This window comes from Sphingobium ummariense RL-3 (assembly GCF_000447205.1).
GTDB classification, from domain to species: Bacteria; Pseudomonadota; Alphaproteobacteria; order Sphingomonadales; family Sphingomonadaceae; genus Sphingobium; species Sphingobium ummariense.
Window position 1 is genome coordinate 117,181 of the sequence record NZ_AUWY01000047.1, and the last position, 19,698, is coordinate 136,878.

Consider the following 19,698-nt stretch of genomic DNA (forward strand, 5'->3'; position numbering starts at 1 on the left):
CGGACGGTGTCTGGCGATTCTCGGCCTGAAAATGCTGTGAAACCAGCCGCTTACTGGACGCTGCTGGACGTATCCAGAGCCAGTATTGGTGCCCAGAAGAGGACTCGAACCTCCACGACCTTGCGATCGCCAGCACCTGAAGCTGGTGCGTCTACCAATTCCGCCATCTGGGCACGGGGTAGGAGCGCGCGATTAGCCGGTGCCTTTGGGCCTGTCAATCGCGCGCCATGGATTATTTTTTGGCTTGCGGCGCGGGACAGGGGTAAGGCCGCGGTCCCAGACGAGACAGAGGCAGGCCCGTTTATGATCGATCCCGAAACCGTCACGCCCGCGTTCCTTGCCCGGCCGGACGGCCTTCGCCTGGCCTATCGCTTCACGCCCGGCGCCAGCCCTACCATCGTATTCCTGCCGGGCTACATGTCCGACATGGAAGGGAGCAAGGCGGTCGCTCTGGACGGGTGGGCGCGCGTGCAGGGCAGGGCCATGCTGCGGCTGGATTATGCCGGCAACGGCGCTAGCGAGGGGCGGTTCGAGGATGGCACGCTCGCGACCTGGCGCGACGATGCGTTGCTGCTGATCGATTCGCTGACGGCGGGGCCACTGGTGCTGGTCGGCTCCTCCATGGGCGGATGGCTGGCGCTGCTGATCGCGCTTGCCCGGCGGGAGCGGGTCGCGGGGCTGGTCGGCATCGCCGCCGCGCCGGACTTCACCGACTGGGGCTTCACCGATGCCGACAAGGCGCTGCTGATGGCCGAAGGGCGGATCGTCGAGCCGCCCCCCTATGGCGATGCGCCCTATGTCACCACGCGCGCCTTCTGGGAATCGGGGCAGGCGCTGCGGCTGCTGGACGAGCCGATCGCGATCGACTGCCCGGTCCGGCTGCTCCAGGGGCAGGCGGATCCCGACGTTCCCTGGCAGACGGCGCTGCGGATCGCCGAGCGGCTGCGTTCATCGGACGTGCAGACGCTGCTGATTAAGGACGGCGACCATCGCCTTTCCCGCGACGGCGACATCGCCCTGCTGATCCGTACCGTCGCCAGCCTGCTGGACAGCCTCTGATGCTCGCTTTTCTTCCCCTGCTGCTTCAGGCCTACGACCCGGAGGTCGAGGCCGTGATGAACCGCAGCCGCCAGCGCAAGCAGGAGGAGCGCGCAGCCGCGGCCGACGCCGCCGCTGCACAGGCGAACCAGGCGGCGAAGGCGACGGCGGCGGCGCAGGACGGCCCGGTGCCCATCCCTGCGAAATTCGCCGCCCCCTTCCAGGCGTGCATCGACAAGGCCAACCAGTCGCCCGACGAGGCCGTGGCCTTCGCGCAGAAATGGCGGCTGGAGGGTGGCAGCTTCTACGCCCGCAATTGCATGGGCTATGCCTTCTCCCGCGCCGAGCGCTGGTCGCCCGCGATCGTCGCCTTCGAGCAGGCGGCGGACGAGGCGGAACGCGGCGGCGAGATGGTGCAGAGCGCGCGCCTCTGGGCGCAGGCGGGCAATGCCGCGCTGGCCTCGGGCGATGCGGCGAAGGCGCGGGCCGATTTCGATGCGGCGCTGGCGCGGGGCATTCCCGACGGGCTGGAAAAGGGCGAGGTGTATCTCGACAGGGCGCGGGCGCTGGTGGCGCTCGGCGACAATGACGGTGCGCGCACGGCGCTGGACGTCGCGCTCGAACAGGCGCCGCGCGACCCGCTCGGCTGGCTGCTGTCGGCGACGCTCGCCCGGCGCACCGGCCAGATGACGCTGGCGCAGGGGCATATCGCCCGCGCCGTGCAGCTGTCGCCCGACGATGCCTCCGTCGCGCTGGAGGAAGGCAATATCGCGGTCCTCAGTGCCCATGAGGACGTGGCGCGCTCGGCCTGGGAACGGGCGGTGAGGATCGCGCCTGCTTCGCCCGCCGGTAAGGCCGCGGCGGACAATCTGTCGCGCCTGACGGCCGCCAAGCCGGCGGGCTGAGCTATTTCAGATAAAAGTCCACGGTCGTGACCACCCGCACCTTCTTGTAGGGCGTGTCGGCGGACCCGTCGCCCTCGCCGTCCCGCGCCTCGATCGAAAAATAGCCCTGCGTGGCGCTCTTGATCCCGCCAACGCTGGCGCCGCTGTCGCGCGCGAACTGCTCGGCGGCGGCGCGGGCGTCTTTCGTGGCGGCCGCCACCATCGGCGGCTTGATGTCGTTCAGCTTGGTGAAGCTGTAGCGCATGCCCGATCCTTCCTGCAGCGTGACGCCGCGCCGGACCAGGTCGAACTGCTGTGCCACGGCGCGCTGGGCGCGGGCGATGTCGGTCGTGCGCAGCAGCATGCGCTGGGTGATGGTGATCGTGTTGACGCCGTTGTTGAGATACTGGTTCACGCCCGCGCCCACGGGCGTCAGCGCATCGGCCTTGAAGCCGAGACTGGTGAAATAGGCGCGCAGCTCTCGGGTGTTGGCGTCGATTTCCGCTCGCACGGCGGGCAGGTCGAAGCCGGTGGCCGAATAGCTGATCGACCAGGTGGCCAGATCCGCCGTCACGTCCTTTTCCGCAAGACCGCGCACCGTCACCGACCGGTCGGCCGCCCTGGCGCGCTTGAGCCCGTCGCCCAGCAGATAGCCGCCGCTTACCAAACCTACCGCCAACAGCGCCGCGCAGCCGAGCAGCACCTTGTCCCGCATATCCAGGGTCATCGTCTCACTCCCTCTTCCGTCGCAGCCCATGCGGCCCTATCTTTGCGACAGACATAAAATCTCTAAGATGAACCGTTGCTTTATAGCGACGAATGGAGCCGCGCCTTGAAATATCTCCACACGATGATCCGCGTTACCGATCTAGACCAGACAATCGGCTTCTTCGAGCTGCTTGGCCTCAGGGAGGTGCGCCGGTTCGACAATGAGCAGGGACGCTTCACCCTGGCATTTCTGGCGGCGCCGGGAGATGAGGACGCGCAGGTGGAGCTGACTTACAACTGGCCGCCGGAAGATGGTTCGCCGGGCGAGGTCTATGGCGGCGGACGGAATTTCGGCCATCTCGCCTATCGCGTCGATAATATCTACGAGACCTGCCAGCGGCTGATGGATGCCGGGGTGACGATCAATCGCCCGCCGCGCGACGGCCATATGGCGTTCGTGCGGACGCCGGACGGCATTTCGGTCGAACTGCTGCAGGATGGCACCCTGCCGCCCGCCGAGCCTTGGGCGACGATGCCCAACAGCGGCAGCTGGTAAGGGCGATGCTGGAAATCGTCCGCATCGCCGTCCTCAGCGACAATTATGTCTGGCTGATGCACGATGCGGCCAGTGGGGACACGGTGGTCGTCGATCCTGCCGTGGCCGAGCCGGTGCTGGCGGCTGCGGCCGATCGCGGCTGGACGATCGGCCAGATCTGGAACACCCATTGGCATCCCGACCATGTCGGGGGCAATGCGGCGATCAAGGCAGCGACCGGTAGCATCGTCACCGGTCCGGCGGCGGAGGCGGAGAAGATCGGCACGCTCGACCGGCTGGTGGGGGAAGGGGACAGCGTCCGCATCGGCGACCATGTCGCGCAGGTGATGGCGGTGCCGGCCCATACGGCAGGGCACATCGCCTATCATCTGGCGGACGACCGCATCCTGTTCGTCGGCGACACGCTCTTCGCCATGGGCTGCGGCCGGCTGTTCGAGGGGACCGCGGCGCAGATGTTTGCCAACATGCAGCGTTTCGCTGCGCTTCCGGACGACACGGTGGTCTATTGCGCGCATGAATATACCCAGTCCAATGGCCGTTTCGCGCTGCGGATCGAACCGGACAACGCGGCCATCGCCGCGCGCATGGCGCAGGTGGACGCGGCGCGGGCGCGGGGCGAAGCGACGGTGCCCACGACCATCGCGCTGGAACGGGACACCAATGTCTTCCTGCGCGCCCGCGACGTGGCCGAACTGGCGGCGCGGCGTACGGCGAAGGATGCCGGCTGACGGCTTTTGCGCTATGCTGCCGTCCTCAAGATTGTGGATGAACGGAGAGTCGCCATGCGCCGCCTGATCTGCCTGCTTCCCCTGCTCCTCGTCGCCTGCACCGGGACCTACGAGCCGCCCAAGCTCACCGAGAAGCAGGCGGCCGAGCTGGAGAAAGCGCTTCAGGGTAAGGTGGCGGGCGAGAAGGTGACCTGCATCAACCGCGAGCCGCAGAGCAACTTCCGCGTCATTAGCGGCAATGTCCTGCTTTACCAGGTCAATCGCCGCCTGATCTACAAGAACGAACTGATCGGCAGCTGTTCCGGCCTGACGCGCGGCGACACGATGATCGTCCGTACCTTCGGGTCGCAATATTGCCGGGGCGACATCACAACCAGCGCGAACCTGTTCACCGGGACGATATCGGGATCCTGCGCGCTGGGCGATTTCATCCCCTACCGGACGCCGGCGAAAAGCCCAAGCGGCGGCTAGGCCTTGTACAGGGCGTCGAGCCGATCCTGATAGCGCGCGCGTATGACATGGCGCCGGATCTTCATCGACGGCGTCATTTCCTCATTCTCGATGGTGAACGGCTCGTCGGCGAGGACGATGCGCCGGACCCGCTCGATCACGGACAGGTCGTCGTTGACGCGGTCGACCGCGGTCCGCAGCGCCGCCTGATAAGCAGGATCGTCCGCGACGGCCGTCGGCGCCTTGCCGTTCGCCTCCGCCCATTCGCGGGTCCATTCGACATCGGGCACGATCAGGCCGACCAGATAGGGCCTGCGGTCGCCATGGACCATCGCCTGGCCGATCTCCGGCTGCAGCGTCAGCATGCCTTCTACCTTCTGTGGCGACACATTGTCGCCCTTGTCGTTGACGATCAGGTCCTTCTTGCGATCGGTGATTCGGATGCGGCCGCGCGCGTCGATCTCGCCGATGTCGCCGGTGTGCAGCCAGCCATCCTGCAAGGCCTTTGCCGTTTCGGCGGGATTGCGCCAATAGCCGTGCATCACCAGCTCGCCGCGCACCAGTATCTCGCCATCATCCGCTATCCTCACCTCGGCATTGTCGAGCGGCGGGCCGACGGTGTCCATGGCGAGGCCCGCGCGCGGGCGGTTGCAGCTGATGACCGGCCCTGCCTCGGTCTGGCCATAGCCCTGCAACAGGGTGAGCCCCATCGCCTGGAAGAACAGGCCGACATCGGGATTGAGCGGTGCGCCGCCCGACACGAGAGCCTTCATCCGGCCGCCGAAGCGCTGCGCGATCTTGGGCTTCAGCGTCCGCGCCAGCAATGCCTTCATCGGCAGGTCGAGCAGGGACTTCTCGCCGCGCTGCTCCTTTGCGGCGATGCGCAGCGCCTGGCCCAGCAGATAGGCGGGGAACTTCCCCTGCTTCTCGATCGACTTGATGATGCGGGTGCGCAGCACTTCGAACAGGCGTGGGACGACGACCATGATGGTCGGGCGCGCTTCCTCGATATTGCTGGCCAGCTTCTCCAGCCCCTCCGAATAATAAATCTGTCCCGCCAGCATGATCGGCAGGAACTGGCCGCCGCTATGCTCATAGGCATGGGACAGCGGCAGGAAGGACAGGAACACTTCCTCGTCCCAGCCGAAATCCTCGGCGACGATGCGGCCGGCACCCTCGATATTGCTGAGGATCGCGCCATGATGCTGCATCACGCCCCGCGGCGCGCCGCCGGTGCCGCTGGTGTAGATGATGCAGGCCAGGTCATCGCGCGTCGCATTCTGCGCCGCGGCGCAGGCGTCGACATCCGCGGCATGGCCGGCGATCAGGTCGCTCCAGAGGCGGCAGCTCACCTGCCCCTGCGCCCCGCGCAGCGGCTCCATGCCGATGACGAAGCTCGCCTGCGACCGGATCACGGCCGGCATCAGCGTCGCCGCCAGCTTCGCGGTCGATACGATGACGGCGCGGGCGCCGCTGTCGGTCAGGACATGCTGATGGTCGCGGGTGGTGTTGGTGGTGTAGGTCGGCACGGTGACGCAGCCCGCCGCCATGATAGCGAGGTCCGCGATGCAGAATTCCGGCCGGTTCTCGCTGACTAGCATCACCGGGTCGCCCGGCATCAGCCCCTCGTCCTTCAGCGCCGACGCCAGCGCCGTCACCTGCCGTGCCGCCTCGGCCCAGCTCATCGGCTGCCAGGCGCCGCCGGTCTTGCGCCACAGGAAGGGGGCATCGCCCATCTCCCAGGCGCGGGCGAAGAACATCGTCACCAGATTGGGGAAGGTCTCGATCGCCCTCACAGGCTCAACTCCTCTTGTGCGCGTCTGACGCGCGCGTTCGTCGAGGGGTGCTATATCCTCGCCTCGCCGTAACGGCTATCCCCATTGGATGTTTCGCTGTTGCTGTCCGCGGGAGGGGCGAGCCGGCCTCAACTGAGGCCGTTCTTCGCGGCGAAGGGATCGTCGGCTGGATCGTCATGCCAGCGATATTCCGCCCGATCGGCGACCCATTGCGCCATCGCCTTGCCGTAAAGCCGGGAGATGAGCGCCAGTGCCATGTCGGTGCCAGCGGAGACGCCGGAGGAGGAGATGAACTTCCCGTCATCCACCCACCGGGCCTTGGGAACCCACAGGACCTTTGCCCCCTGCGCCGTCGCCCATTTCCACGCCATCTTGTTGGTGGTTGCCTTGTGGCCGTCGAGCAGGCCGGTCTTCGCCAGCACGCCGGCCCCGGTGCAGATCGTCGCGACCTGCGGTGTCGCTTCGGCTAGAATCCTGATCGCCTGCATGAAGGCCGGATTATCGACCTCTCGCCGCGTGCCGATGCCGCCGGGGATCATCACGATGTCGAGCCGCGGCGCATCGGCGAAGCCATGGTCGGCCATCGCCGCGGGACCGGCACCGCTCTTTACCGGGCCCGCCTTCTCGGCAATCGTTACGATCTCGACACGATCCTTGATCATGCCGAACATCTCCAGCGGCCCGAAGACGTCGAGCAGCTCGAAGCCTTCGAACAGGACCATGCCCAGGCGCCGCTTCGCGCCGGGCTCGGGCGGAACGGGCGGGCTGGTCGGCACCTGCGCGGTCGCGGGCGCGGCAAGGGCCAGGCTGGCGGCGCCGGCGCCCAGCAGCAGGGCGCGCCGCGATGTTTCAGATTCGGTTCGGTCGGTCATGGATCGTCTCCCTCCTGAAAGCGGGACGAGTCAGCGGCCGCCATCCCCCATGGCCATGTCGACGCCCCCGCAGCCCTTCAGCGTTCCGTCGGCAAAGGCGAGCTGCACATGGTCCGACCAGATGGCGTCGCTCATCCCGTCGCTGCACGGTCCCTCGACGGCGCGCATCGCGAAAGCGTCGCCCAGCCAGCGGACTGCCCTGCCATCGTCGCTCCGGACGATCGCGAAGCGCATCGGCGGCTTGTCCGGCCGGTCCAGCGTCGCGACCGACCCGGTCACCGTGACCGCCCAGAAAGGCTCGGTCCCGATCGCGCGATAAGCGGTGTCGGCGGGAGCCGGCTTCGTGGGTTCACGGCGGGATGGAATCTCCGGCGCCGGCTCAGCGACCGGACTCGCCGCCCCAGCGGCATTTTTCCCTTCGTTCACAGGACCTTCGTGGACAGGAACGGCCAGGCTTGCGCCCGGAACGACCGCGTTTCTTGTGTCCGCCTCGCTCTCCGGGTTGCCGCAGGCCACCATCAGCAGCGCCAGCAGGGCAGGCAGTGCCGTCCGCGTCACGCGCCGGCCCGCCGGAAGCAGCCCGTCGCATGGTCGTCCACCATTCCCACCGCCTGCATCCAGGCATAGACGATGGTCGGCCCGACGAACTTGAAGCCGCGCTTCTTGAGATCCTTCGAGATCAGCGCGGACAGCGGCGTCAGCGCCGGCACGGTCACGCCGTCGCCCACCCGCGGCCGGCCATCGACGAAAGACCAGGCATAGGCCGCGAAGTCCTCGCCCGCGTCGCGCATCGCGCAGAAGATGCGGGCTCCCGCGATCGTCGCCTCGATCTTGGCGCGGGCGCGGATAATGCCGGGGTCGGCCATCAACCGCTCCACATCATCGGTACCGAACGCCGCCACTTTGTCAGGGTCGAAGCCGGCGAAGGCAGCGCGGAACGCCTCCCGCTTGCGCAACACGATGATCCAGGCGAGGCCTGCCTGGAATCCCTCCAGCATCAGCATTTCCCACAGCATGCGCGGATCATGCTGGGGCACGCCCCATTCGGCGTCATGATAGGCGCGCATCAGCGGATCGCCCTGTGCCCAGGCGCAGCGCGGACGATCCGTCACGGGTCAGACGTCCAGATTGGCGACGTTCAGCGCATTGTCCTGGATGAACTCGCGCCGAGGCTCGACGACATCGCCCATCAGCCGGGTGAAGATCTCGTCGGCAACGTCCGCCTGCTCGACCTCGACGCGCAACATCGACCGATTGTCCGGATCAAGCGTGGTTTCCCACAGCTGTTCCGCGTTCATTTCGCCCAGGCCCTTGTAACGCTGGATCGCCAGGCCCTTGCGCCCGGCCGCGAGGATCGCTTCCAGCAACTCGCTCGGCCGGGTGACGATGGCGCCCTTCGCCGGTACGGCGGGCAGGTCGTCCTCGCCCGCATCCTCGGCGGCCTGCGCCGCCTTCGCGGTGACGAGCCGGGCCGGAGCGAGATAGCTGTCCGCTTCCTCCACCGCGATGGCGTGCAGCTTGCGCGCCTCCGCCGATCCGATGAAGCCGCCTTCGATCATGTGATGATCGGTCACGCCGCGCCACAGCCGCTCGAAATGGAAACCGCCTTCTTCGGCGATCCGGCCGCTCCAGCGGCCTTCCTGGTCCTGCGCGTCCATCCATGCCACGGTCGCGGCCAGCCGCTCCGCCTGCGCCTCGTTCGACAGTTCGGGGTCGAGCGCGCCGTTGAGGCTCAAAGCCTCGATGATCGCGGGATCGTAGCGGCGGGGCACGTAGCGCATCACCGCCCGCATCCGCCGCGCATGTTCGATCAGGCCGCGCAGGTCGCCGCCGGTGCGCGTGCCGCCGGCCGTGTCCAGCGCCATCGCGTCGACGCCGTTGTCGACCAGGTACTGCTCCAGCGCCGCCTCGTTCTTGAGGTACACTTCGGAGCGGCCTCGCGTCGCCTTGTAGAGCGGCGGCTGGGCGATGTAGAGGTGCCCCGCTTCGATGATCTGCGGCATCTGCCGGTAGAAGAAGGTCAGCAGCAAGGTGCGAATATGCGCGCCGTCGACGTCCGCGTCGGTCATGATGACGATCTTGTGATAGCGCAGCTTGTCGAGGGTGAAGTCGTCGCGGATGCCTGTGCCCATCGCCTGGATCAGCGTGCCGACTTCCTTGGACGACAGCATCCGGTCGAAACGGGCGCGCTCCACGTTCAGGATCTTGCCCTTCAGCGGCAGGATCGCCTGGTTGTGGCGGTTGCGCCCCTGCTTGGCCGATCCGCCGGCCGAGTCACCCTCGACCAGGAACAGTTCGGACTTGGCGGGATCGCGTTCCTGGCAGTCGGCCAGCTTGCCGGGCAGCGAAGCGATGTCCATCACGCCCTTGCGCCGGGTCAGCTCGCGCGCTTTCTTCGCGGCCTCGCGCGCGGCGGCGGCGTCGATCACCTTCTGCACGATCATCCGGCCGTGATTGGGGTTCTCCTCCAGCCATTCGGCCATCTTGTCGGCCATCAGGCTTTCGAGAGGCTGGCGCACCTCGGAGGAGACCAGCTTGTCCTTGGTCTGGGACGAGAATTTGGGATCGGGCAGCTTCACCGACACGATCGCGGTCAGGCCTTCGCGCATGTCCTCGCCGGTAAGCGACACCTTCTCCTTCTTCAGAAGCCCCGACTTCTCCGCATAATTGTTGAGCGTGCGGGTCAGCGCCGCGCGGAAGGCGGCAAGGTGCGTGCCGCCGTCGCGCTGCGGGATGTTGTTGGTGAAGCAGAGGACGTTTTCGTAATAGCTGTCGTTCCACTCCAGCGCGACGTCGATGGTCACCTCGTCGCGGCTGCCCGAGATCGCGATCGGATCGGGCATAAGCGACGTCTTGTTGCGGTCCAGCCACTTCACGAAGGCTGCGATGCCGCCCTCGTAGAACAGTTCGACCTCTTTCTTTTCCTCGTGCCGGGCATCGACCAGGAACAGGCGAACGCCGGAATTGAGGAAGGCCAGCTCGCGATAGCGATGCTCCAGCTTGTCGAAATCGAACTCGGTGTGGTTCTTGAAGGTGCCGCCATCGCCGGGCACCTTCTCGGTCGAGGGCAGGAAGGTGACGCGCGTGCCCTTCTTCCCCTCAGGCGCATCGCCGACCACCGCGAGCGGGGCGACCGCGTCGCCATAGGCGAAGCGCATATAATGCTCCTTGCCGTCCCGCCAGATGGTGAGGTCCAGATATTCGCTGAGCGCGTTCACCACCGACACGCCGACGCCGTGCAGACCGCCCGACACCTTGTAGGCATTGTCGTCGCTGGTGTTCTCGAACTTCCCGCCCGCATGCAGCTGGGTCATGATGACCTCGGCCGCCGATACGCCCTCTTCCTTGTGGATGCCGGTAGGGATGCCGCGACCATTATCCTCAACGCTCACGGACCCGTCGGGGTTGAGGGTGATGAGGATTCGGTCGCAATGACCGGCCAGCGCCTCGTCGATTGCATTGTCGCTGACCTCGAACACCATATGGTGCAGGCCGCTGCCGTCGTCGGTATCGCCGATATACATGCCGGGCCGCTTGCGCACCGCGTCCAGGCCCTTGAGGACCTTGATGCTGTCGGCGCCGTAGTCGTTGCTGTTGGGGCTGTTCTGGGGTTCTTCGCTCATACCCAGCATATAGGGAATCGAGGGGTGAAACTAAAGCGAAACATGCGCTCTTTCGCCCCAGCGCGACAGCGCCTATCAGGGGTCGATGCGTGCCCTGCCTCTCCTCCTCCTTCTCCTCGCCGGCTGCTCCAAGAGCAGCGACGTGCTGGAGGAACTGCCGAACAGCTCGCTGGCTGGCGCGCCGCGCGAGGAGGTGCCGGAAACGCGGTTGGAATCGCGCCTCTCGCGCCCCGTGACCATTGGCGAGGATGGGCCAAGGCTCGATGCCTGCGGCACGCTGGGGCAGGTGACGCGGGTGGGGGGGAAAGGGCTGGCGATGCGCGCCGCCCCCTTCGCCGACGCGAAGGAGACCGGCCGTCTGGCGGAAGGCGACCGCGCGTGGGTCTGCACCCGCAGCCTCGACCAGCAATGGCTGGGGGTTGTGGTGCAGCCCGTGCCTGCCGCCGATACAGACGAGGCAGCCGCCGAGCCGGAGGATTGCGGCGTCTCCTCGCCGGTCGATCGCAAGCAGCCCTATGATGGCCCCTGCGCCAGCGGCTGGGTCTCCAGCGCCGCGATCCGCCTGATCGCGGGCTGAAGACCGCTCTTCATTCAGAGCCCGCCGAGGAAGTCCAGTTTGCCGACCGGCACGCCCGCCTGCCGCAGCAGGGCATAGGCGATGGTGACGTGGAAGTAGAAGTTGGGGAGCGAGAAGCCCAGCAGATGAGCCCGGCCCGCGAAATGAAGATCGCCGCCCGGCGTCTTGAGCACCACTTCGGCATCTTCCCGCCCGTCGATCCGCTCGCGCGGCACGCTTTCCAGGAAGGCGATCGTCTTTGCGATCCGCTGCTGCAGATCGTCGAACGTCTGTTCCTCGTCCGCCATCGGGAACGGGTCGAGCTGGCCCAGCCGGATGACCGTGCCCTTGGCGGTGTCGCTGGCGAACTGTACCTGCGCGGTCAGCGGGCGCATGTCCTCGATCAGCTTCGCCTGCGTCAGCGTCAGCGGATCGATGCCCTTTTCGGTCGCGAACGCCGCGCCCTTGTCGAGCAGGCCCGACAGGACGCGCAGTCCACGGACGAACACGGGAACGCTCAGATCATATAATTCGGTAGCCACGCTGCCTCCCCCTTCATTCGATGCCGGTGAAGACCAGTTTCTGCACGCGCCGGCCGGTGTTCACCTCGGTCGCATAGATATTGCCTTCGCTGTCGGTATCAATGCTGTGCAGCCAGGTGAATTGCCCCGCCTGGCGTCCGACGCGGCCGAACGCGCCCAGCACCTCGTGCGTCTTGCGCAGCAGAACCCAGATGCGCCCGTTCATCATGTCGGCGACATAGAGATATTTCTGTTCCGGATCGGGCGAAAAGGCGATGTCGGTCACGGTGTGCGTGCCGCCCGTTTCCCCGGCGATGACCAGATCGCGCACAAAGGTCAGCGATCCGTCCTTGCCCCGTCGGAAAAGCTGCGCGCGGTTGTTGTTGCGGTCGCATACATAGAGATGGCCGTCCTTCGTCGGCACGACGCAGTGAACGATGTCGGCGAAGATGGGCGCCTTGGGATCGGCGACCTTGCTGGGGTCGACGGCGTGGCTCTGGTCGAAGGCGCCCTGGCGCGTCGGTGCGACCGGCGGCTTGCCATAGGCGCCCCAACGGCCTTTGTAGCCGTTGGTCCGGTCATCGAAGCCGATCACGCGCCGGTTGGTATAGCCGTCCGATATCAGCACCATGCCGTCCGAATGGTTGATGTCGGACGGATTGCCCAGTCGATCGGTCGATTCGTTCCCGGCCGTCTGGCCGCGCCGGCCGAAGGCGTGGATGAACTTGCCCTCCGCCGTATAGTTCAGCACGACATGGTCGTCCTTGCCATTGCCGCCGAACCAGACCGTGTTGTCCTGGTCGACGAAGATGCCGTGCAGGCTGCCCGGCCATTGGTTCACGCCCTCGATCGTGGGGGCGCTCGCCGGGCCGCCCCAGCCGCCGAGATAGGCGCCGTCCTTGCCGAAATGCGCGACCGGCGGCGCGGGTTTGCAGCAAACCGCGATCGGCGGGTTCTGCACGAGGCCGGTGTCGGTGGCGGTCAGCGCATGCGGGCGATGCACGACCCAGACGCTGTCGTCGGGGCCCACCGCGACACCGCTCACCTGCCCCAGCAGCAGGTCGTCCGGCATGAGTGGCCAGGCGGCATCGACCTTGAAGCGTGGCATCGGCGTGCCTTCGGGCGCGATCCGCTCGAAGGCGAGGTCGGCGAGCGCCTGCCGTGGCTCAGGGGCGGCGGCTGTCAAGGTCAGGAGCAGGGCAGGCGCGATCAGGCGGATCATCGTGGGTCTCCTTGGGAATCGAGCGATCATGCGCGCTTCGCCATGCGCGGCACAAGGTCGCGCAGGGCTGCGGCCATGGCATCCATATCCGCCATGGAGCTGTAGATGCCGGGCGTCACGCGCACGCAGGCGCCCCTGGCCGGGCCGGCACGGTGGATGGTGAAGATGCGATGCCGTTCCAGCAGCGCGCGTGCGACCGTCATATTGTCCGCCACAGAGGTCAGCCCGCGGATTCGGAAAGCGGTGATCGCGCAAGCAAGGCTCTGATCGACCGGCGTCAAGATCTCCAGTCCATCGAGGCCGCGCACCGCCTCTGCCCAGCGGTCGCGCAGCGCGCGCAGCCGCGCCGCCTTGGCCGCGCTGCCGATCCGCGCCTGGAAGGCGAGCGCTGTGGGCACCGTCAGCTGCGCGGCGAAATCGAGCGTGCCCGTATGCACCCGTGCCTCCACGCTGTCCGGGTGAGATCCATCGTCGGCAGGGTCCGGCCCGATCGTGTCGATCCTGCCCTTGCGGATGTGGAGGATGCCGACGCCCAGCGGCGCGCCGATCCATTTGTGACCGTTCAGCCCGACGAAATCGGCGTCCAGGTCGGGCAGAGCGAAGTCGGCCTGCCCCCAGCTGTGCGCCGCGTCGACGATGACGTCGATGCCTTTGGCGCGCGCCATGGCGACGATCTCCCGCACCGGCAGCATCAATCCGGTGCGGTGCCCGATATGGGTCAGCAGCATCAGCCGCAGCCGGGGGTGCGCGTCCATGGCCCGCGCATAGGCGTCGATCAGCCCCTGGCGGCTCGCGGGTTCGGGTAGGGCGATGCGGACGAGATTCGCGCCGCAGCGCTTCGCCAGCGCGGCGCAGGCGGCCTGCATGCTGTCATAGTCCAGGTCGGCGATCAGCACCGTTTCGCCCGGGCGCAGCCGGTCATACTGGCCGATCAAGGCCTTCAGCGCTTCGGTGGCATTGCGGGTCAGGGCGATCTCGTCGGGGGAGATGCGCAGCCTGTCCGCCAGCGCCACCTTCACCCGGCGATAGTCGTCGCCATAGCGCAGCCGGCCATAATAGCTCGACTGCCGGTTCACCTCGGCGACCTGGCGCTGATACTCCTCGCGCACGGGCCGGGCCATCGCACCCCAATAGGCGTTTTCCAGCTGCACGATGCCGTCCGGCAGGTCGTAGAGGCGGGCGATCTCCGCCCATCCGGCTTCGTCGTCTGGACCAGAGGGTGGCGATGCCGCTGCTGTGCCGAGGGGCAGGGCAACTGCCGCCGCGCCAAGCATTGTCCTGCGATCGATATCCATGCCCATGTCCTCCGCACCGCCAGACGTGCCGGCTTCACCCGCCCGCCATGCCAGCCTTGCATGACAGAAAAAGAACCGGCCGACGGGTCTCCATGTCGGCCGGTCCAGGGGGCAACGAATGTCTCAGGCGGGCAGGGGGCGTCCGGCCGCTGGCGCGATGGTGAAGAAGGGCAGTGCATGGTGCACGATCCAGCCGATCGTCACGGCGTAGAGTAGCGTGCCCAGGCCGACCGTGCCGCCCAGCAGCCAGCCGATGACCAGCACCGCGACCTCGATTGCCGTGCGCACCCATTTGACTGGCAGGGCAGTGCGGCGGCAGAAACCCGTCATCAGCCCGTCGCGCGGTCCGGGGCCGAGCCCGGCGCCGATATAGGCGCCGCCGGCTATGCCGTTCAGCACGATGCCGGCCGCCAGCCAGGCGAAGCGCATCGCATGCCCTTCGGGCACGGGCAGGCACGCGAGGCTGATATCCACGGCGGTGCCGATCACCAGGATGTTGGCGACCGTGCCGATCCCCGGCCGTTGCCGCAGCGGCCACCAGAGGAGCAGCACGATCGCGCCGACGAGGTTCACGGTCATGCCGAAGCTCAGGCCGAGCCGCGGACTGAGCCCCTGATGCAGGACGTCCCACGGGTCGAGCCCAAGATTGGCGCGCAGCATCAGCGCCATGGAGAAGCCGTAGAGGACAAGGCCCCAGAGGAGCTGGAAAAGACGACGTTGGATCATGGCGTGGCCTGATCGCGACAATTGGCCTTTTACACCAGAACCACTATGGGGTAATTGGCCTTGGAATTTCCCGATCTGGATTGAACAGCCATGTCCACTTCCTTCCTCCGTCCGCCTTCGCTGCTTCGCCTTTTGGGCGCGTGGCGCGCCGAGGACAGCCCTGAACCCGCCTATCGCCAGCTTGCCCAGGCCCTGCGGATGCTGGTGCTGGATGGACGGATCGGCCTTAACGTGCGCCTGCCCGGCGAAAGGGAGCTCGCCGCCGCGCTGGGCCTCAGCCGCACGACCATCGCCGCGGCCTTCGACCGGCTGCGTGACGAGGGCTATCTGGAAAGCCGGCAGGGATCGGGCAGCGTCACGCGCCTGCCCGCCAGCCGCATCGAGCCGGCGTTGCCGGACATCGACACGGCGACCGGCGGCAACCTGCTCAACTGGACCCATGCCGCGCTGCCGGCGGCGCCCGGGGTCGCGCGCGCCTATCAGGCGGCGGTGGAGACGTTGCCCGCCTTCCTGACCGAACTGGGCTATGACGCGCTCGGGCTGCCGCCGTTGCGTCGGGCGATCGCCGCGCATTTCGAGCGGCGCGGTTGTCCCACCACGCCCGACCAGATCATGGTCACCAATGGCGCGCAGCAGGGCTTCACCCTGCTGCTGCACTGGCTGGCGGGGCCAGGCGACCGGGTGGTGATCGACCATCCGACCTATCACAACGCGATCCAGGCCTTGCAGCGATCGCATGTCGTGCCGGTGCCGGTCGGGCTGCCGACGCAGGGCTGGGACATCGACGCCATGGAAGCGGCCTTCCGCCAGACCGCGCCGCGCTTTGCCTATGTGATCGCCGATTTCCACAACCCGACGGGGCGCAGCATGGACCCGGGGACGCGCCGTGCGCTGGTGGCCGCAGCCGCGCGCACGCACACGCCGTTGGTGATCGACGAGACGATGGTGGCGATGGGCCTCGACTTCGTGCCGCCCCCGCCCGTCGCGATCCACGATCCCGCCGGGCGGCAGGTCATCACCCTGGGTTCGGCGAGCAAGCTCTACTGGGGCGGGCTGCGGGTGGGCTGGATCCGTGCCGATCCGCAGACCATCGCCGCGCTCGGCCGCCTGCGCACGACCATGGACATGGCGAGTCCGGTGCTGGACCAGTTGACCGTGGCGCACCTGATCGAGAATGAGGAAGGACTGGGCGCCCGGATCGAGATGTTGCGGGGGCGCCGGGACTATCTGTTGGCGCTGCTGGAGCGGCATTTGCCCCACTGGCGGGTCGAATCGCCTGCGGGCGGGCTGTCGCTATGGGCGGAGATGCCGCGGGCCGAGGCGACGGCGCTGGCGGCGCTGGCCGAGAGCCATGGCGTGCGCATCGCGCCGGGGCCGAAATTCGGGGTCGCGGGGGCGTTCGAGCGCTTCCTGCGGCTGCCCTTCACTTTGCCGGAGGACCAACTCGCCACCGGGGTCGAGCGGCTGGCGGAGGCCGATGCCCGGCTGCATGCCCGGCTGCCGCGCGGGCGGGACTGGCTGGCTGCAGCGCTGGACGCCGACCGGATGATCTGAAGGAGGGGAAGGGTCGAGCGGCCCTCCTCCCCCCTTTCATGGATGCCGCGGTTATGCCGCCGCCTTCCCCGCATTGTAGCGAGCGATCGCTTCCAGGGTGATCTGCTTGGCATCCTCGGCGCCGCCCCAGGTGCCGACGCGGACCCACTTCTTCTTTTCCAGATCCTTGTAGTGGGTGAAGAAATGCTCGATCTGCTCCATGACGATGCCGGGCAGGTCGTCCTTCTCGCTGACATTGGAATAATAGGGGAAGACCGAGTCGGCCGGCACGCAGACCAGCTTCTCGTCGCCGCCCGCCTCGTCCTCCAGGTTCAGCACCGCGATCGGCCGCGCCGCGACGACGGCGCCGGGGATGAAGGGCGAGCGCGAGATCACCAGCGCGTCGAGCGGATCACCATCGGGCGACAGCGTGTGCGGGACGAAGCCGTAGTTCGCGGGATAGCGCATGGGGGTGTGCAGGATGCGATCGACGAACAGCGCGCCGGACGCCTTGTCGAACTCATATTTTACCGGTTCGCCGCCGGTCGGCACCTCGATGATGACATTGAGGCTGTTGGGCGGATCGTCGCCGACCGGGATCAGTTCGATATTCATGCGCTAACCTTTTGATATGCGTTGGCTTTGCGGGTGATTCATGTTCTCGGCTGGAGCAGCTTGTCGAGGCTGCCCTCACCCTCTCCTGTCTTTTCGAGGCGCGGATAGCGCAGGCCATCCGAATAAGCGAGCGACAAAGTGCGGTAATATTTGTCCTGCTTTAGTATGATCTGGATCGGCGTCTTGCCGTCCTTGGCACGGCGGATCGCGTTCTTGAAGACATCGCCCGAATATTCGTCGCCGTTCACCGCGATGATCTTGGTCCCCGTCGCAAGCCCCGCCTTGAACGCCGCGCTGTTCCAGATGACGCTGGAAATCTCGCCGTCATTCTTGACGATCAGGCCGATGCCGAAGCTCTGGTCGACCATCTTCTGCGAGCCTTCCGCCGCCTTGGTGATTGCGCCCGGCGTGTCGCCATAGACCAGCCGGTATCCGCCCAGGGTGAAGCCGCCCTTGGGCGTCTCCTTCGTGGGGCTGTCGACCCAGGTGCGGAAGAAGCCTGCCCAGTCATAGGGCGCGATGCCGTTCAGCGTCCTGATGAGGTCGTCGCGATTGTAGACGACCTCGCCCCAGTCGCCCGGGTTGATGCCGAAGAAGGCCTTGGCGAAATCGTCGAGGCCCTTCGCGCCCTTCGTCTCGCGCCGGATGATCGCGTCCGCCTCCAGCCAGATCATTAGGCCTTCATTGTAATAGTCCTCCGACCGCTGCCAGCTCACCCAGCCCTTGGGGCGACGGGCGGAGATGATGGGATCGTGGGTCGTGTCCTCCATCGCCCGCCATTCGCGGCCCTTGGCCGTGTCCAGCTTCGCTGCGATATGGGCATAGGCGTCCAGCGTCTCCGCCTTCGAGAACATGCCCGAGCGTGCGCCCAGCACATAGCCCCAGAACTGCGTCTGACCTTCATAGACCCAGAGCAGATTGTCCTGCATCGGCGTGCGGAAATCCGGGGTCCAGAGCAGGTCGGGGCGGCGGAACTTGCCGTCCCAGCTATGGGTGAATTCGTGCGGCAGCAGGTTGCGGTCCAGCAGGGCCTCGCCCGAATCCCAGTTCTTGAAATAGCCCGGCTCGACCTGGTTCTCGGAGGAGCGGTGATGCTCCAGGCCGATGCCGCCCATCTCGTCGGTGATGGCGAGCAGGAAGTCGTAATGGTTGAAATGATAGGTGCCGAACAGGGCGCCGGCCTCATCCACCAGCTTCTTGTGCTTCGCCATCTGCTCCGGCTTGAAGTCCAGTTCGTCGGCGTCGTCGGCCACGATGTTCAGGGTGACGTTGTGGCCCAGGTCCACCGGCTTGAAATAGGTGCCGGCGAACACCGGCGAATCCTGCAGCGCTTCATAGTCGATCGTTTCATAGGCGACGCTGTTGCCGGTCTTCGTGCCACGCAGCGCGGTCGCGGCCTGCCAGCCGGCCGGATAGGTGACGGTCGGCTGGATCGGAATCTGCCGGGTGAAATAGCCTGCCGGATAGAGCGAGACCGATTCCCACTGGATATTGAGCATCTTGGGCGTGACAACGACGCGGCCCTGGTTGGGTGCGGTGGCGGAGAGGAACTGGAACTGCGCCACCACCTCGCGCGTGCCCTGCGGCACGTCGATCACGAAGCCATAGACGTTGAGCGGGTCGCGCTTCCACGCCAGCGGCTTGCCGCCGGCGGTGAAGGTGAGGCCGCTCAGCTTCTCGATCTGGCCGCGCGGGGCGTGGTTGCCGGGCAGCCATTCGGGCATCAGCAGGGTCATCGGCCCCGCTGCGGCGACGGGGATGGTCTCCTTCACGCGGAAGATCCGCTGCACCGTGTCGCTCGCATCGACCTCCAGCCGGATGGTGCCGCCGGGATAGGGGATGTCCTTGGGCGCCGGCGTGGCGTCGTTGACCGGCAGCGCCGTGGGCTTCGATCGGATTGCGTCCTGCGCCAGGGCCGGAGAAAGGGGCAGGGTGGACAGGAGAAGGAAGGCGGCAAGCCTGCGACGCATGATGGTCTCCGCTGGAGGGCTGTTATGGTTACGCATCCCGAATGGGGCGATTCCCCTTGTTTGGCACCGCTTCGTCGGCGCGTCCATCGCGGCGCGACAGTTTCGCGCCGCGGCGAAGTTCACAGTGTTGTCGAGCGTTTCCGGCGGAAAGTCACGGGAAAGCGCCTGCGAGGCGACAGTGACGCCACAGCTACGCGCCACCGGCGCGCCATCGACGCGACAGTTGGGTAACAGGAAGGTCACAGTGACGCGACAGTGACGCGACAGCTGGCGAGTGGGAAAATGTCCGGGTGGCGGATACTGGCCATGGCGCTGGCGAGTGGCGGGATGCGGTTCCATCGCCATGGTAAACCACGGGAAATCCAACATTGGAAGGATGGATGTGCGGCGCGGCTCTACAGGGGTGCAACCGATATTGGGTTCGGCCCAGGGTCAGGGATGGGTGGGGGTGGACATATGTTTATCCCCTTCCCCTCCCGCCTGCGGGAGGGGCAGCGAGACTTACGGAGCGTAGCGGAGTTGGTCGCAGCGGGGTGGGCCTGCCGACCGTTGCGCTGGCCCACCCCCTAACCCCCCTCCCGCGGGCGGGAAGGGGAACAAGGTCT

General features: G+C 66.8%; 19 protein-coding genes and 1 tRNA gene. 7 read left to right on the forward strand and 13 right to left on the reverse strand.

Going from position 1 to position 19,698, the window contains the following annotated elements; all coding sequences use genetic code 11:
* Positions 1–86: 86 nt before the first annotated feature.
* Positions 87–173: transfer RNA gene (locus M529_RS30445), tRNA-Leu, on the reverse strand.
* Between the two features lie 130 nt (positions 174–303).
* On the opposite strand from M529_RS30445, the gene M529_RS30450 reads away from it, so the two are divergent.
* Together M529_RS30450 and M529_RS30455 are read left to right on the forward strand one after the other, a co-directional pair.
* Positions 304–1,059: an alpha/beta hydrolase gene (locus M529_RS30450; RefSeq protein WP_021317049.1), complete on the forward strand. Its 756-nt coding sequence runs from the start codon at positions 304–306 to the stop codon at positions 1,057–1,059.
* Entirely contained in the window at positions 1,059–1,943 is an 885-nt protein-coding gene (locus tag M529_RS30455) for a tetratricopeptide repeat protein (RefSeq protein WP_021317050.1), read from the forward strand. Before M529_RS30450 ends, M529_RS30455 begins: the two co-directional genes overlap by 1 nt.
* A gap of 1 nt (position 1,944) precedes the next feature.
* On the opposite strand, the gene M529_RS30460 is transcribed toward M529_RS30455, so the two are convergent.
* Positions 1,945–2,649, reverse strand: coding sequence for an SIMPL domain-containing protein (locus tag M529_RS30460; RefSeq protein ID WP_021317051.1), 705 nt, complete (start codon positions 2,647–2,649; stop codon positions 1,945–1,947).
* 123 nt (positions 2,650–2,772) lie between these two features.
* On the opposite strand from M529_RS30460, the gene M529_RS30465 reads away from it, so the two are divergent.
* From M529_RS30465 to M529_RS30475, 3 genes are read left to right on the forward strand one after another with little or no spacing between them, the layout of a single operon-like run.
* On the forward strand, positions 2,773–3,186 hold the full coding sequence (locus tag M529_RS30465; RefSeq protein ID WP_031294578.1) for a VOC family protein: 414 nt from the start codon (positions 2,773–2,775) through the stop codon (positions 3,184–3,186).
* A 5-nt stretch (positions 3,187–3,191) separates the two neighbouring features.
* On the forward strand, positions 3,192–3,914 hold the full coding sequence (gloB, locus tag M529_RS30470; protein ID WP_021317053.1) for a hydroxyacylglutathione hydrolase: 723 nt from the start codon (positions 3,192–3,194) through the stop codon (positions 3,912–3,914).
* A gap of 54 nt (positions 3,915–3,968) precedes the next feature.
* Positions 3,969–4,385, forward strand: a complete 417-nt coding sequence (locus tag M529_RS30475; protein WP_031294579.1) for a hypothetical protein — start codon at positions 3,969–3,971, stop codon at positions 4,383–4,385.
* Here M529_RS30475 and M529_RS30480 read toward each other — a convergent pair.
* The 5 genes from M529_RS30480 to gyrB all read right to left on the reverse strand — a co-directional run bounded on the left by M529_RS30480 (position 4,382) and on the right by gyrB (position 10,655).
* Entirely contained in the window at positions 4,382–6,160 is a 1,779-nt protein-coding gene (locus M529_RS30480; RefSeq protein ID WP_021317055.1) for an AMP-dependent synthetase/ligase, read from the reverse strand. The genes M529_RS30475 and M529_RS30480 overlap by 4 nt on opposite strands.
* Before the next feature lie 128 nt (positions 6,161–6,288).
* Complete coding sequence (locus M529_RS30485) at positions 6,289–7,032, reverse strand: DJ-1/PfpI family protein (RefSeq protein ID WP_021317056.1); 744 nt, start codon at positions 7,030–7,032, stop codon at positions 6,289–6,291.
* Between the two features lie 30 nt (positions 7,033–7,062).
* A complete protein-coding gene (locus tag M529_RS30490) occupies positions 7,063–7,590 on the reverse strand; it encodes a hypothetical protein (protein ID WP_021317057.1) in 528 nt (175 codons plus the stop codon).
* Positions 7,587–8,144, reverse strand: a complete 558-nt coding sequence (locus M529_RS30495; RefSeq protein ID WP_021317058.1) for a DNA-3-methyladenine glycosylase I — start codon at positions 8,142–8,144, stop codon at positions 7,587–7,589. The genes M529_RS30490 and M529_RS30495 overlap by 4 nt, the downstream gene beginning before the upstream one ends.
* A gap of 3 nt (positions 8,145–8,147) precedes the next feature.
* Positions 8,148–10,655 carry a DNA topoisomerase (ATP-hydrolyzing) subunit B gene (gyrB, locus tag M529_RS30500; RefSeq protein ID WP_021317059.1) on the reverse strand — a complete coding sequence of 836 codons (2,508 nt, stop codon included), beginning with the start codon at positions 10,653–10,655 and terminating at the stop codon, positions 8,148–8,150.
* An 85-nt stretch (positions 10,656–10,740) separates the two neighbouring features.
* Between gyrB and M529_RS30505 the strand changes: the two genes are divergently transcribed.
* Positions 10,741–11,232, forward strand: a complete 492-nt coding sequence (locus M529_RS30505) for a hypothetical protein (RefSeq protein ID WP_021317060.1) — start codon at positions 10,741–10,743, stop codon at positions 11,230–11,232.
* 14 nt (positions 11,233–11,246) lie between these two features.
* On the opposite strand, the gene M529_RS30510 is transcribed toward M529_RS30505, so the two are convergent.
* The 4 genes from M529_RS30510 to yczE form a co-directional block, all read right to left on the reverse strand.
* Positions 11,247–11,753, reverse strand: coding sequence for a DUF1993 domain-containing protein (locus M529_RS30510; protein ID WP_021317061.1), 507 nt, complete (start codon positions 11,751–11,753; stop codon positions 11,247–11,249).
* A gap of 13 nt (positions 11,754–11,766) precedes the next feature.
* Positions 11,767–12,954 (reverse strand): NHL repeat-containing protein, encoded by a 1,188-nt coding sequence (locus tag M529_RS30515; RefSeq protein WP_021317062.1) that lies wholly within the window; start codon positions 12,952–12,954, stop codon positions 11,767–11,769.
* A 26-nt stretch (positions 12,955–12,980) separates the two neighbouring features.
* Positions 12,981–14,249, reverse strand: coding sequence for an aminotransferase class V-fold PLP-dependent enzyme (locus M529_RS30520; RefSeq protein ID WP_021317063.1), 1,269 nt, complete (start codon positions 14,247–14,249; stop codon positions 12,981–12,983).
* A gap of 123 nt (positions 14,250–14,372) precedes the next feature.
* Positions 14,373–14,975, reverse strand: a complete 603-nt coding sequence (gene yczE / locus M529_RS30525) for a membrane protein YczE (protein ID WP_021317064.1) — start codon at positions 14,973–14,975, stop codon at positions 14,373–14,375.
* A 90-nt stretch (positions 14,976–15,065) separates the two neighbouring features.
* Here yczE and yczR point away from each other — a divergent pair, with 90 nt between their 5' ends.
* A complete protein-coding gene (yczR, locus tag M529_RS30530; protein WP_021317065.1) occupies positions 15,066–16,529 on the forward strand; it encodes a MocR-like transcription factor YczR in 1,464 nt (487 codons plus the stop codon).
* Between the two features lie 51 nt (positions 16,530–16,580).
* On the opposite strand, the gene ppa is transcribed toward yczR, so the two are convergent.
* Together ppa and M529_RS30540 are read right to left on the reverse strand one after the other, a co-directional pair.
* Entirely contained in the window at positions 16,581–17,123 is a 543-nt protein-coding gene (ppa, locus tag M529_RS30535) for an inorganic diphosphatase (protein ID WP_021317066.1), read from the reverse strand.
* Positions 17,124–17,161: 38 nt separating this feature from the next.
* Positions 17,162–19,093, reverse strand: coding sequence for a M61 family metallopeptidase (locus M529_RS30540; protein ID WP_021317067.1), 1,932 nt, complete (start codon positions 19,091–19,093; stop codon positions 17,162–17,164).
* Between the last annotated feature and the right edge of the window lie 605 nt (positions 19,094–19,698).

What these genes read in the sequence shown, in the direction of transcription:
- M529_RS30540 (WP_021317067.1), bottom strand. Translation starts at nt 19,093, where the DNA reads ATGCGTCGCAGGCTTGCCGCCTTCCTTCTCCTGTCCACCCTGCCCCTT.
- yczE (WP_021317064.1), bottom strand. Translation starts at nt 14,975, where the DNA reads ATGATCCAACGTCGTCTTTTCCAGCTCCTCTGGGGCCTTGTCCTCTAC.
- yczR (WP_021317065.1), top strand. Translation starts at nt 15,066, where the DNA reads ATGTCCACTTCCTTCCTCCGTCCGCCTTCGCTGCTTCGCCTTTTGGGC.
- M529_RS30505 (WP_021317060.1), top strand. Translation starts at nt 10,741, where the DNA reads ATGCGTGCCCTGCCTCTCCTCCTCCTTCTCCTCGCCGGCTGCTCCAAG.
- ppa (WP_021317066.1), bottom strand. Translation starts at nt 17,123, where the DNA reads ATGAATATCGAACTGATCCCGGTCGGCGACGATCCGCCCAACAGCCTC.
- M529_RS30465 (WP_031294578.1), top strand. Translation starts at nt 2,773, where the DNA reads ATGATCCGCGTTACCGATCTAGACCAGACAATCGGCTTCTTCGAGCTG.
- gyrB (WP_021317059.1), bottom strand. Translation starts at nt 10,655, where the DNA reads ATGAGCGAAGAACCCCAGAACAGCCCCAACAGCAACGACTACGGCGCC.
- gloB (WP_021317053.1), top strand. Translation starts at nt 3,192, where the DNA reads ATGCTGGAAATCGTCCGCATCGCCGTCCTCAGCGACAATTATGTCTGG.
- M529_RS30515 (WP_021317062.1), bottom strand. Translation starts at nt 12,954, where the DNA reads ATGATCCGCCTGATCGCGCCTGCCCTGCTCCTGACCTTGACAGCCGCC.
- M529_RS30520 (WP_021317063.1), bottom strand. Translation starts at nt 14,249, where the DNA reads ATGGATATCGATCGCAGGACAATGCTTGGCGCGGCGGCAGTTGCCCTG.
- M529_RS30475 (WP_031294579.1), top strand. Translation starts at nt 3,969, where the DNA reads ATGCGCCGCCTGATCTGCCTGCTTCCCCTGCTCCTCGTCGCCTGCACC.
- M529_RS30460 (WP_021317051.1), bottom strand. Translation starts at nt 2,649, where the DNA reads ATGACCCTGGATATGCGGGACAAGGTGCTGCTCGGCTGCGCGGCGCTG.
- M529_RS30485 (WP_021317056.1), bottom strand. Translation starts at nt 7,032, where the DNA reads ATGACCGACCGAACCGAATCTGAAACATCGCGGCGCGCCCTGCTGCTG.
- M529_RS30455 (WP_021317050.1), top strand. Translation starts at nt 1,059, where the DNA reads ATGCTCGCTTTTCTTCCCCTGCTGCTTCAGGCCTACGACCCGGAGGTC.
- M529_RS30450 (WP_021317049.1), top strand. Translation starts at nt 304, where the DNA reads ATGATCGATCCCGAAACCGTCACGCCCGCGTTCCTTGCCCGGCCGGAC.